The following is a 13,011-nucleotide window of genomic DNA, read 5'->3' as shown; positions in this document are numbered from 1 at the left end:
CGACCGTCGAGCCGCCCCGAACCGCCGCCAGGAGCACCGGGATCGAGCGGCGGCGGCAGCGGTCCCGCGGCGTGCCCGGCGGTACCGGCGCCGGGCACGCCGTGCCGCGGGTCAGAACCGGCGGGTGTCGTCCTCGGTCCGGTGGCCGAGCGCCGCCCACACCTCCGACACGGTGCGGTACCGGCGGTCCGCCGGCAGCGCCCGCAGCGCCGCGACGGTGGCGTCGTCGGCCTGGTGGCGTGCCGCGGTGGCGGCGAGCCGCTTGGCGTCCGCCGGGAACTCGCCCGGGTCCAGCAGCCGGGCCAGGTCGCTGCGGCCGGCGACGTCGTCGCCGTCCATGCCGGGCGGGGTGCCGCCGACGCCCTCCGCGGTCGGCAGCAGCTCCGCCTCCGGACCGCTGCCGTCCGCTGGTTCGGTCTCCCGCCACGGCTCGGCCCGCGAGCTGTGCCCGGCCTCGACGTACTCGCGGGTCTCGCGGGCCAGCTCGGTGTCCCGGTGGCCCGCGTGCTTGCTGTTGCCGAGTTCCATACCGACTCCTTGCTGATCGCCGACCGCGGTGGCCCCGCCGGCCACCGCGGGGTACGGACGAAGTCAGGAACCGGTCGCCGCCGGTTCGCCCACCCGGATGCTCAGGTGGCCGTCCACCGCGTCCACGGTGGCGTGCTGCCCGGCCGACAACTCGCCGGCCAGCAACATCGCCGACAGCCGGTTCTCCACCTCGCGCTGGATCGTGCGGCGCATCGGCCGGGCGCCGAACGCCGGTTCGTACCCGTGCTCGGCGAGCCAGTCCACCGCCGCCGGCGTGACCTCCATCGTCACGCCCTGACCGTGTACCCGACGGGCCGTCTGGTCCAACATCAGCTCGGTGATCTGGCGCAGTTGCTCGGTACCGAGCCGGCGGAAGACGATGATCTCGTCGATCCGGTTCAGGAACTCCGGCCGGAACGAGTCGCGCAGCCGGCGCATCAGCCGGTCCCGAAGCCCGGCGTCGACCGGCTCGTCGGCGCCGTCGGTACCGGACCGCCCGGAGCCGAAGCCGAGCGCGGCGCCCTGCCCGGAGATCAGGTCCGAACCGAGGTTGCTGGTCATGATCAGCACCGTGTTCTTGAAGTCGACGGTACGGCCCTGGCCGTCGGTGAGCCGGCCGTCGTCGAGCACCTGCAGCAGCATGTTGAACACGTCCGGGTGCGCCTTCTCGATCTCGTCGAGCAGCAGCACCGAGTAGGGATGCCGGCGTACCGCCTCGGTCAGCTGCCCCGCCTCCTCGTACCCGACGTACCCGGGTGGCGCGCCGACCAGCCGGGACACCGTGTGCCGCTCGGAGAACTCGCTCATGTCCAGCCGTACCATCCGGTCCTCGGAACCGAACAGCGCCTCGGCCAGCGCGCGGGCCAGTTCGGTCTTGCCCACCCCGGTCGGGCCGAGGAACAGGAAGCTGCCGATCGGCCGGTTCGGGTCGGCGAGACCGGCACGGGAGCGGCGGACCGCCTCGGCGACCGCCTCGACCGCGTCGTCCTGGCCGACCACCCGGGCGTGCAGCCGCTGCTCCAGCTTCAGCAGCCGGTCGCGCTCCTCCTCGGTCAGCTCCGCCACCGGGATGCCGGTCGAGCGGGACACCACCTCGGCGATGTCCGCGGTGGTCACCTCCGGCACCGAACCGCCGGTCGCGGCGGTGCCGCGCACCTCGTCGATCTGCTTCTCCAGCGCGACGATCCGGTCCCGCAGCTCGGTGGCCCGCTCGTACTCCTCGCCGGCGACCGCCTGGTCCTTGTCCCGGCGCAGCGCCTCCACCTGCTCGGTCAGCTCCCGTACGTCGGTGTCCGGGGCCAGCGCGCGCAGCCGCACCCGGGCCCCGGCCTGGTCCATCAGGTCGATCGCCTTGTCCGGCAGGAACCGCTCGGTCAGGTACCGGTCGGACAGCTCGGCGGCGGCCACCAGCGCCTCGTCGGTGAACCGCACCTGGTGGTGCGCCTCGTACCGGTCCCGCAGGCCGCGCAGGATCGCCACCGTGTCGTCCACGCTGGGCTCGGGCACCATCACCGGCTGGAACCGGCGGGCCAGCGCCGCGTCCTTCTCGATGTACTTGCGGTACTCGTCCAGCGTCGTCGCACCGACCACGTGCAGCTCGCCGCGCGCCAGCGCCGGCTTGAGCATGTTGGAGGCGTCCATGCTGCCGCCGCCCTCGCCGCCGCCACCGGCGCCGACCATGGTGTGCAGCTCGTCGATGAACACGATCAGCTCGTCGGCGTGCGACCGGATCTCGTCGATCGCCTGCTTCATCCGCTCCTCGAAGTCGCCCCGGTAGCGGGTGCCGGCGACCATCGACGACAGGTCCAGCTGCACCACGCGCCGGCCGGCCAGCACCTTCGGCACGTCGCCGTCCGCGATGCGTTGCGCCAGCCCCTCCACGATGGCCGTCTTGCCGACGCCGGCCTCACCCACCAGTACCGGATTGTTCTTGGTCCGGCGGGACAGCACCTCGACGGTCTGCTCGATCTCCTCGGTACGGCCGACGACCGGGTCCACCCGGCCGTCGCGCGCCTCCTCGGTCAGGTCCCGGCCGTACTGGTCCAGCGTCGGGGTGGACGATCCGCCGCCGCGCCCGCCGGGCTCCATGCCGCGCTCCATGCCGCGCTCCAGGCCCGGCCGCGGGGCCGCACCGGATGCCAGCTCGGCCGGGCCGATCCGCATGCTGCCGAGCACCCGCCCGGCCTGCGACTCCGGGTTCGCCGACAGCGCCAGCAGGACGTGCTCGGGCCCGATGTAGGTGGCGCCCATGCTGCGGGCGATCTGGTGCGAGTCCAGCAGCGCCCGCTTCGTCGCCGGGGTCAGCGAGTCCGGCCCGCCGTCCGCGCCCGGCCCGGACGGCTGCGCCTCGATCCGCTGCGCGATCGCGTCCGGGTCGCCACCGGCCGCGGACAGCAGCTGCCGGGTCCGGTCCAGCTGGGTCGCCGCCCACAACAGGTGGTCGGTGTCCAGTTCGGCGTCCCCGTGCCGCTGCGCCTCCCGACCGGCCGCGGCGACCAGCTCGCGGGTCTCGGCGCTCATCAGCCGGCCGATGTCGATCCGCCGTACCGGCCGGCGCAGGCCACCGCCGCCGAGGAACTGGGACAGCAGCTGGCTGAGTGGATCGGGTACCTCGTCCGGCCCCAGGTAACTGTTCGACACGTCTCCCCCTTCGCAGGGGCCGGCACCGGCCCGCCCGCCGGGCGCCGGCGCGGTACCAGACCGGGTCGCGTCGGGCGGCCCGCGCACGCGACACCCGCCGGCACTGCCAGGCGCCGGCCCGTGACGTCCAGGACCGGCGCCACTACCCCGGGGGTTGGCGACACGGACCCTAGCTCCGACGCTAGCGGGGTACCCCGCGGCGGCGTGGGCATTCGGCCAGCCTGACAGCCGCCGCGCTGCCAGACTTGTCGGAGTGGATGCCGAACTGGCCGAACTGGCGGACGCGGCCGGAGTCGCCACCGAATACCGGGACGATGCCGATCGTCCGGTTGCGGTCGACCCGGCGGTGGTCGTCGCGGTGCTCGCCGAACTCGGCATCGACGCGTCCGGCCCGGGTGCGATCCGGGCCTCCCGCGCCGAGCTCGCCGACCGGCACGCCGGGCCGGTCCCGGCCACCCTGACCGTGCCGGCCGGTACCGCCTATCCGGTGCCGGCGGGCACGCTGAGCGCGCAGGACGGTACCCGGTGGCGGATCGGCGACGCGCTGCCGGCCAGCCTGCCGCCCGGCTGGTACCGGCTGCGGTACGCCGGCGGCGAGTCGACCGTGCTGGTGGCGCCGGGCAGCCTGCCGCCGGTGCCACCGTGCTGGGGGCTCACCGTCCAGCCGTACGCGCTGCACTCGGCCCGGTCCTGGGCCATCGGCGAGTACGCCGACCTGCGCGAGCTGGTCGCCGCGAGCCGGGCCCAGCTGTGCGCGGACGTGCTGGTCGCCGGGCCGCTGTGCGCGCCGCGGCTGGGGCCGCCGGTCGAGCCGTCCCCGTACTCGCCGGCCAGCCGCCGCTACGCCAACCCGCTGTACCTGCGCATCGACGAGCTGCCCGAGTACGCGGCGGCCGACGACGCGACCCGGCGGCAGGTGGACGCGCTGCGCCCGGCGACGGGGCCGCTGATCGAGCACGACGCGGTGTGGGCGGCCAAGCAGGCCGCGCTGACCCTGCTCTGGCCCTACCGGCTGCCGACCGCGCCGCCCGACCCGGCGCTGGCGCAGTACGCGACCTGGTGCGCGCTGGCCGAACGGCACGGCGGCGACTGGCGGCGCTGGCCGGCCGAACTGCGCCGGCCGGACTCCCCGGCGGTACGTCGCGCCACCGGCGAGCTCGCCGACCGGATCGGCTTCCACGCCTGGGTACAGCGACGCTGCGCCGACCAGCTGGCCGCCGTCGACGCGGCAGCCGGCGCGATGGCCGTCGGCGTCCTGCACGACCTGCCGGTCGGCGTCGACCCGGCCGGCGCGGACGCCTGGGCGCTGCAGGACGTGCTGGCCGGCGGCGCCTCGGTCGGCGCCCCGCCGGACGCGTTCACCGCCGCCGGGCAGGACTGGGGTTTCCCGCCGTGGCGGCCGGACCGGCTCGCCGAGGTCGGCTACCTGCCGTACCGGCAGATGCTCGACGCGCTGCTCGCGCACGGCGGCGGGCTGCGGGTCGACCATGTCGCCGGGCTGTCCCGGCTGTGGTGGATCCCGCGCGGCGGCTCCCCCGCCGACGGCACGTACGTGCGCTACGACGCGGCGGCGATGTTCGGCGCGCTGACCCTCGCCGCGTACCGGGCGGACGCGGTCGTCGTCGGCGAGGACCTCGGTACGGTCGAGCCGGCGGTGACCGCCGCCCTGGCGCAGCGCGGGATGCTCGGCTGCGAGGTGCTCTGGTTCGCCCGCGACGACGCCGGCCGGCCGCTGCCGCCGGAGGCGTGGCCGGAGCGGGCGATGGCGAGCATCTCCACCCACGATCTGCCCACCGCGGCCGGCTTCCTCACCGGCGAGGCGGTCCGGGTACGCGAGGAGCTCGGGCTGCTCGCCGATCCGGCCGCGGCCCGGCACTCCGCCGACGCCGAGCGGCGCGCGCTGCTGGCGCAGCTGACCCGGCGCGGGCTGCTCGCCCGGCGCGCCGAGCTGGACGACGCGATCCTCGCGATGCACACGCTGCTGCACCGCACGCCGTGCCGGATCAAGGCGGTCGCGCCGACCGACGTGCTCGGCGAGCTGCGCGCACCGAACCTGCCGGGCACCACCGACCGCTACCCGAACTGGCGGATCCCGTTGCCGGTCACGGTGACCGAGCTGGTCGACGACCTGCGACTGCGCCGGGTGGCTGCCCTGCTGCGCCCGCCCACCACCGCGCCGCTGCCCGACGATGCACCCGACCCGGACGTCCCGCCCGGACCGGCAGCGATGCCGGCGCCGGACGCGGTGCCGGACAACCGAACCAGGGAGGACTGACCCGTGAACCACGCAACGGCCGGTGCGCTGGCCGACCTCGACCCGTTCGCGCTGTACGACGGGGAGGCCCGCCGGCTGGACGAACACTTCGCCGGGCTCGCCGGCGCCGACTGGGACCGGCCGTCGCGCTGCGCCGGCTGGTCGGTCCGCGACGTGCTGGCCCACCTGGCCGGCGAGGAGCTGTACAACCACGCCTGTCTGGACGACGACCTGGCCGGACTCAACCGGCTGCTCACCGACGCCGGCGTGGACGGCCTGGACGGCTTCAACCAGTGGACCGTCGACGAACGCCGGGACGTACCGGTGGACACGGTGCTGTCGGAGTGGCGCGCGGCGAACGGTCGGACCCGCGCCGAGCTGCGGGCCCGCGGCGCCGACGCGCTGCTGCCGACCCAGGCCGGCCCGTACCCGGTGGGGCTGCAGGCGCTGCACTACGCCTCGGAGCTCGCCACCCACGCCGACGACGTCGGCTACCGGACGCCACCGGCGGACGAACCGGACCGCACCGACTGGCGGGCCCGGTTCGGCGCGTTCGTGCTCGCCGAGCAGGACCGTCCGGTGCTGGTCCGGGAGGCCGACAACCGCTGGCACGTGGAGGTCGACGACCCCGGGGCGGTCACCGCGCAGCTGTCCCCGGCGGAGTTCGTCGAGGCCACCGTGGACCGGCTGCCCGCCGACCACCCGCTGCCGGCCGCGCTGCGCACCGCCCTCGCCTGCCTGGCCTGACGGCCGACCGGTCAGTGTTGTGGCGTCACGATCGCCTTGATCGCGGTCGGGTCCGCCGAGGCGGCCAGCGCGGCACCCACCTCGGCCAGCCCGAAGTGGCCGGTGACCAGCGCGTCCAGGTCGACCCGGCCGGCCGCGGCCAGCGCGATCGCCAGCGGCCAGGTGTTCGCGTACCGGAACGTGCCGGTCACCCGCAGCTCCCGGCCCTGGATCACCGGGATCGGCACCGGGATCGTGTCGGCGCCCATCCCGACCAGCACCACCGAGCCGGCCGGGCGTACCGACCGGATCCCGGCGTCGACCGCCGGCGCGGCGCCGGAGCAGTCGATGAACACGTCGACCGCGTCGCCGGCGGCGAGCACCGTACCGGCCGGGACGGTACCGGTGGCGCCGAGCCGCCGGGCCGCGTCCAGCCGGGGCGCCGCCACGTCGGTGGCGATCACCTCGATCGCCCCGAACGCGACCGCCACCTGCGCGGTCACCAACCCGATCGGCCCGGCGCCGGCGATCAGCACCCGGCTGCCCGGCCCGACGCCCGCCTTCCGGCAGGACCAGATGCCCACCGACAGCGGCTCCAGCAGGCCGGCCGCGTCGTCCGACACCGCTTCCGGCACCGGGTAGGCGAAGTCCGCCGGCACCGCGACGTACTGGCAGAACGCGCCGTCGACCGGCGGGGTGGCGAAGAACCGCACGTCCGGGCAGAGGTTGTACCGGCCGTGCCGGCACGCCTCGCAGCGCCGGCACGGGATGCCCGGCTCCAGCGACACCCGCTGGCCGAGCCGCTGCGCCGGGACCTCCGCGCCGACCCCGACGACCCGGCCGCCGGCCTCGTGCCCCAGCACCAGCGGTGCCTGGACCACGTAGTCGCCGATCCGGCCGTGCCGGAAGTAGTGCACGTCGGATCCGCACACCCCGACCGAACCGACCTCGACCAGGACCTCGTCGGCGGCCGGCACCGGCACCGGCCGGTCCTCGACACCCAGCTCACCCACCCGGTACAGCACGCTGGCCCGCATGGTGGTCGGCAGCGCTGCCACGGTGCGCACGTCGGTCATCGTTCCTCACCTTCGCCGGTGCTCGTCGCCGGCCCGGATCGCCACGGTGGACCGGGCCCCGTGGAGATTGTGCCGGCTGGTACCGGTCGGTGACACACTTGCCGGCCGTCGAGGGGCTATGTAGGGTCCCGGCGTGGCCCAGCTTCGCGTCACCACCGCGGTGGCAGCCGTGCTCACCGTGTTCCTCACCGAACCGGACAGCCCGCGCTACGGGCTGGAGCTGATGCACGCCACCGGCCAAGCCAGCGGCACCCTGTACCCGATCCTGACCCGCCTGCACCGGGCCGGCTGGGTGGCGGGCGAGTGGGAGAGCGCCGACGCCAGCGAGATCGGCCGGCCACCGCGCCGTTACTACCGGCTCACCCCCGAAGGCGTCACCGCCGGGCGGGACGCCCTCGCCACGATTCGCCGTTCCCTCGGCATCACCGGCGCTCCGGCGACGGGGCTGGCCTGACAGGCGCCACCGACCGGCCGCGGCGCCGGGCGACCTCCGGCGGTGGATCGCCGCCGGCCGCCGGTGCGGCGGGCTCTGCCGCGGGTGCTCAGTCGGCTCTCAGCGGAATCGGCCCTGGGCGAACACCGCGGACGACACCACTGCCCGGCCCGTAGGGTCGAAGCGTCACGCGATCAGGTCAGGGCAGAAGGAGCAGGTGGTACGAGATGGTCGACCTCGGCACGATGCACGGGCGGTCCGGCGAGACGCCCGGCACCGGCATCGACGGCGAGCTGTTCCAGCGGCTGCTGCGCAACCGGATCATCTTCCTCGGCGACGAGGTCAAGCAGGAGAACGCGAACATGATCTGCGGCCAGCTGTTGCTGCTGGACGCCGAAGACTCCGACCGCGACATCCACCTGTACATCAACTCGCCGGGTGGCTCGGTGACCGCCGGCATGGCGGTGTACGACACGATGCAGCTGATCCGGGCCGACGTGGCCACCTACGCGATGGGCATGGCGGCGTCGATGGCCCAGACGCTGCTGTGTGCGGGGGCGCCGGGCAAGCGGTTCGCGCTGCCGCACGCCCGGGTGATGATGCACCAGATCTCCGGCGGGGTCGGCGGCACCGCGGCCGACGTGGCGATCCAGGCGGAGAACATGATGGCGATGAAGCGGGAGAACCAGGAGGTCATCGCCCGGCACACCGGTCAGCCGGTGGAGCGCATCGCCGAGGACGCCGACCGGGACCGCTGGTTCACCGCCGACGAGGCCCGGGAGTACGGCATGGTCGACCGGGTCCTGGCCACGATGCCGACCCCCTGACCGAGCACGTTCCGCTGCCGTCCGTCCCGCCGCGATCGAGTCGCGCCGGGCGGACGGCAGCGCCGTGTCGGCGCCCGGCCGTGCGGTGCGCCCGCGGCGGCGTCTCCCGCGACCGCGGCGATCGAGCCACGCCGCCGGCGCGGTGGATCCGTCGGCGCCGACCGCGCCGCACCGTGCCGCCGTGACCTGCGTTCCGCGGCCGGCGCCCTCGCTGCCCGGCGGCAGTTTCCGGCCAAACAACGCAGAGCAGGATGTTTCACGTCGCGACACAGACACACAGAACCGAAAGCGCTTCGACAAATATTGACATCGAAGTCGGTCCACCAGTACGAATAAGGGCCATGCCGGACCGCCGCCCCAGCCGGCGGTGCGGGCAGCTCCACCGATCCCCCGTCGGGCCAGACCCCGGCCGCGACGGTCGTTCGAGGAACGGAGTCCCCCAGGCATGTCCTCCGCACACGAGTCCCCCGTCCCGGAGCCCCTCTCCCCCGAGTCCGCCGCACCCGCACAGCCCTCCGTACCGATCCGCCGCCGGACCCTGCTGACCGGCGGCGCCGTCGCGCTCGGCGCGGCGGCCCTCCCGTCGGTCGCCGCGCCGAGCGCGGCCCAGGCCGCGCCTGCGACCTCGTCGGACACCCCGAGGCCGGAGTGGACCGACCCGCCGAACGGCTTCCCCGAGTGGACCAACAACATCGGCATCTTCGACGTCAACTCGGAGCCACCGCACGCCACGCTGATGCCGTACGCGGGGCTCGGGCAGGCACTGACCGCCGACCGGCGCGACTCGCCGTGGCGCCACGACCTCGACGGCGACTGGAGGTTCGCGCACTCCGACACGCCGGACGCGCGGATCACCGACTTCCACCGCACCGACTTCGACGACCACGACTGGCCGACGGTCCCGGTGCCGTCCGACTGGCAGCTGCACGGCTACGACCACCCGATCTATGTCAACATCACGTACCCGTGGTGGGGCGCGAACGGCAGGAACGAGAACGCGCAGCCGCCGGCGGCGCCGACGAGGTTCAACCCGGTGGGCCAGTACCGTCGCTCGTTCACGCTGCCCGGCAACTGGTCGGGTCGGCGGATCTTCCTGCACTTCGAGGGCGTCAAGTCGGCGTTCTACCTGTGGGTCAACGGGGTCAAGGTCGGCTACCGGGAGGACTCGTTCGTACCGAGCGAGTTCGACGTCACGCCGTACCTGGTCGAGGGGCGCAACCAGGTCGCGGTCGAGGTGTACCGCTTCTCCGACGGCGACTGGATGGAAGACCAGGACATGATCCGGGTGTCCGGGATCTTCCGCTCGGTCTACCTGTTCGCCACGCCCACGGTGCACCTGCGGGACTTCTGGCTGCGCACCCCGCTGTCGGACGGGTACACCGCGGGCGAGCTGGACGTGACCGCCAGCGTGCGCAACTACGGCGACGCCACGACCGGCACGTACACGGTGGAGACCCAGCTGTACGACGCGCACCGCCGGCCGGTGTGGGCGGCGCCGCTGCGCCAGTCGGTGGACCTCGGCGCCAAGCCCGCCGGCGAGGACGTGACGGTGCGCGACGCGAAGGCGGTGTCGAAGCCGAAGCTGTGGTCGGCCGAGCAGCCGAACCTGTACACCGCGGTGCTGGTGCTGCGCGACCCGCACGGCCGGGTGATCGAGACGCTGTCCAGCCGGGTCGGGTTCCGCGAGTTCGCCATGCTCGACGGGCTGATGTGCATCAACGGCAAGCCGATCTCGATCCGCGGCACCAACCGGCACGAGATGGTGCCCGACCGCGGTGCCGCGCTGACCCGCGAGGACCTGGTCGGCGACATCACGCTGATGAAGCGGATGAACATCAACGCGCACCGCACCTCGCACTACCCGAACAACCCGCTGTGGTACGAGCTGGCCGACGAGTACGGCCTGTACGTGCTGGACGAGACGAACCTGGAGACGCACGGGGTGCGCGACCAGTTCCCCGACTCCAAGCCGGACTGGACTGCCGCGGTGGTCGCCCGCGCGCAGCACATGGTGCACCGGGACAAGAACCACGCCTGCGTGGTGATCTGGTCGCTGGGCAACGAGGCGGGCGGCGGGTCCAACTTCGTCGCGATGCACGACTGGATCGCCTCGTACGACACCACCCGGCTGATCCACTACGAGGGCGACAACCGCGCCGCGGTCTCCGACATGCGCTCGCACATGTACGAGAGCCCGGCGAGGATCGCCGAGCGGGCGGCGGACGGCACCGACACCCGGCCGTACATCATGTGCGAGTACGCGCACTCGATGGGCAACTCGACCGGCAACCTGGCCGACTACTGGGACGTGATCCGCGCCCACGACGTGCTGCAGGGCGGGTTCATCTGGGACTTCGTCGACCAGGCGCTGACCTGGCCGACCCCGAAACGCCGGCAGGTCACCGAGACCGGCCCGGCGAAGCTGCACACCGAACTCGCACCGGCGGCGAGCTTCGACCGCGACGACGGACTGTCCGGCGGCGCGGTGTTCGACACCGATCCGTCGCTCGACCTGACTGGGTCGCTGACCGCCGAGGCGTGGATCACCGCGACCGCGCCGGGCGGCCACCAGCCGATCGTGGCCAAGGGCGACACCGCCTACTCGCTGAAGCAGACCGACGAGACGATCGAGTTCTTCATCCACGCCGGGTCCAGCTGGATCGCCGCCACCACCGACCTGCCGGACGGCTGGGTCGGCACCGAGCACCACGTCGCCGGCGTGTTCGACCACGCCGCCGGCACGCTCACCGTCTACCTGGACGGGGTGGCGGCCGCCACCCGCAGCACCACGGCGGTACCGGACGTGATCGCCGCGCCGATCGCGATCGGCGCGGACGCCGACCACGACGAGCGCATCTTCGCCGGGACGATCCGTGCGGCGCGGGTGTACGCCCGGGCGCTGAGCGCCGCGGAGCTCGCCGACACCGGCCGCGGGGTCGACGACCCGGGCGTCCGGCTGTGGTTCGACGCGGCGACCGCCGGCTACACCGAGCAGCAACCGGCCGAGAAGACCTACCTCGCCTACGGCGGCGACTGGGGCGACAACCCCAACGACGGCAACTTCTGCGCGAACGGCATCCTGCCGGCCAGCCGCGAGCCGAACGGCAAGGCGGTCGAGGTCAAGAAGGTGTACCAACAGATCCTGGTCGCCGCGACCGACGCCGTGGCGCAGGGCCGGGTCCGGCTGACCAACGAGATGCTGTTCACCAACCTCGACGCCTACGACGGGCACTGGAGCCTCGCGGTGGACGGCCGGGTCGTCCAGCGCGGCCGGCTGTCGACCGGCCAGCTCGACCTGGCGCCGCTGGCGAGCAGGACGATCACGCTGCCGCTGACGGCGCCGACCCATCCGGCCCCGGGCAGCGAGTACTTCCTGCGGGTGTGGTTCACCACCCGTGGCCACAGCGTCTGGGCCGGTCCGGGGTTCGAGGTGGCGGCGCAGCAGCTGCCGGTCGACTTCGGCAGCCCGGCGGTCACCCCGGTACCGGTGGCGACGCTGCCGACGCTGACCGTCGACGAGGGCGCCGACTCGGTGACGGTCACCGGCGACGGCTTCCGGCTGACCGTGGACAAGAGCTCCGGTGCGCTCTCCTCGTACCGGGCGAACGGGATCGAGCTGGTCACCGGTGGCCCGGCGCCGGAGTTCTGGCGCGGCCCCACCGACAACGACAACGGCAACGGGCAGCCGTCCCGCAACGGCACCTGGCGGCGGGCCGGTGCGGACCGGACCGTCACCGGGGTGGCGGTGAGCCGGCCGGCCGACCAGGCGGTCCGGATCGCGGTCACCGGCACGCTGCCGACCAGTACCCGCTCGGACTACACCACCACGTACACGGTGTTCGGCAGCGGCGAGGTCGCGGTCGACAGCACGCTGCATCCCGGTGCCGCGAGCCTGCCCTACATCCCGGTCGTCGGGACCATGCTCACGCTGCCGGCGGGTCTGTCGAACGTCGACTACCTCGGCCGCGGGCCGGGCGAGAACTACTGGGACCGCAAGTCCGGCTCCGAGGTCGGCCGCTACTCGTCCACTGTGGATTCTCTGTGGACCGAGTACGTCCGGCCGCAGGAGAACGGCAACCGGACCGACGTGCGCTGGGTGGCGTTGACCAACCGGCACGGCGCCGGGCTGCTCGCGGTCGGTGACCCGCTGCTGGAGTTCTCCGCGCTGCGCTACACGCCGGAGGACCTGTCCGCGGGCGCCCGGCACAGCTACCAGCTGACCCCGCGGGACGCGGTGGTGCTGCGGCTCAACCACCGGCAGATGGGCGTCGGCGGGGACAACAGCTGGGGCGCGCAGACCCACGACGAGTACAAGCTGTTCGCCGACCGGGACTACGCCTGGTCGTACCGGCTGCGCCCGTTGCGGCACGTCGCGGACGCAGCGACGCTCGCCCGCCGCCCGGCCGCCACGCCGTGACGGTCCGCCCCGGCCGGCCGCGCGCACCGCGGACCGGCCGGGGCGCCGGGTCGGCACGGACCTCGGCCCGACCGCCGGGTCGTCGGCGCCGAGGTGGGCGCTAGGCGGTC

Annotated in this window: 8 protein-coding genes; 5 read left to right on the top strand and 3 right to left on the bottom strand. The window is 74.0% G+C overall.

Features of this window, described 5'->3' with window-relative positions:
- Nucleotides 1-111: 111 nt before the first annotated feature.
- Nucleotides 112-528, bottom strand: a complete 417-nt coding sequence (locus tag NUM_RS25935; RefSeq protein WP_207127543.1) for a DUF2795 domain-containing protein — start codon at nucleotides 526-528, stop codon at nucleotides 112-114.
- A 63-nt stretch (nucleotides 529-591) separates the two neighbouring features.
- The gene (locus NUM_RS25930) at nucleotides 592-3,168 is read right to left on the bottom strand and encodes an ATP-dependent Clp protease ATP-binding subunit (protein ID WP_370467062.1); all 2,577 of its coding nucleotides are present in this window, start codon (nucleotides 3,166-3,168) and stop codon (nucleotides 592-594) included.
- A gap of 253 nt (nucleotides 3,169-3,421) precedes the next feature.
- On the opposite strand from NUM_RS25930, the gene malQ reads away from it, so the two are divergent.
- Together malQ and NUM_RS25920 are read left to right on the top strand one after the other, a co-directional pair.
- Nucleotides 3,422-5,443, top strand: a complete 2,022-nt coding sequence (gene malQ / locus NUM_RS25925) for a 4-alpha-glucanotransferase (protein ID WP_207127542.1) — start codon at nucleotides 3,422-3,424, stop codon at nucleotides 5,441-5,443.
- 3 nt (nucleotides 5,444-5,446) lie between these two features.
- Complete coding sequence (locus NUM_RS25920; protein ID WP_207127541.1) at nucleotides 5,447-6,169, top strand: maleylpyruvate isomerase N-terminal domain-containing protein; 723 nt, start codon at nucleotides 5,447-5,449, stop codon at nucleotides 6,167-6,169.
- An 11-nt stretch (nucleotides 6,170-6,180) separates the two neighbouring features.
- Here NUM_RS25920 and NUM_RS25915 read toward each other — a convergent pair whose 3' ends face one another.
- Complete coding sequence (locus NUM_RS25915) at nucleotides 6,181-7,224, bottom strand: NAD(P)-dependent alcohol dehydrogenase (RefSeq protein ID WP_207127540.1); 1,044 nt, start codon at nucleotides 7,222-7,224, stop codon at nucleotides 6,181-6,183.
- Between the two features lie 133 nt (nucleotides 7,225-7,357).
- Here NUM_RS25915 and NUM_RS25910 point away from each other — a divergent pair, with 133 nt between their 5' ends.
- The 3 genes from NUM_RS25910 to NUM_RS37395 all read left to right on the top strand — a co-directional run bounded on the left by NUM_RS25910 (nucleotide 7,358) and on the right by NUM_RS37395 (nucleotide 12,901).
- A complete protein-coding gene (locus tag NUM_RS25910; RefSeq protein WP_207127539.1) occupies nucleotides 7,358-7,678 on the top strand; it encodes a PadR family transcriptional regulator in 321 nt (106 codons plus the stop codon).
- Between the two features lie 224 nt (nucleotides 7,679-7,902).
- On the top strand, nucleotides 7,903-8,484 hold the full coding sequence (locus NUM_RS25905) for a ClpP family protease (RefSeq protein WP_207127616.1): 582 nt from the start codon (nucleotides 7,903-7,905) through the stop codon (nucleotides 8,482-8,484).
- Between the two features lie 445 nt (nucleotides 8,485-8,929).
- A complete protein-coding gene (locus NUM_RS37395; protein WP_225918864.1) occupies nucleotides 8,930-12,901 on the top strand; it encodes a glycoside hydrolase family 2 TIM barrel-domain containing protein in 3,972 nt (1,323 codons plus the stop codon).
- The last annotated feature ends 110 nt before the right edge of the window (nucleotides 12,902-13,011 follow it).

The organism is Actinocatenispora comari (genome assembly GCF_017312725.1).
GTDB lineage: Bacteria > Actinomycetota > Actinomycetes > Mycobacteriales > Micromonosporaceae > Actinocatenispora > Actinocatenispora comari.
Note: the sequence above shows the minus strand (reverse complement) of the source record. Positions and strands in the feature narration are given on the sequence as shown.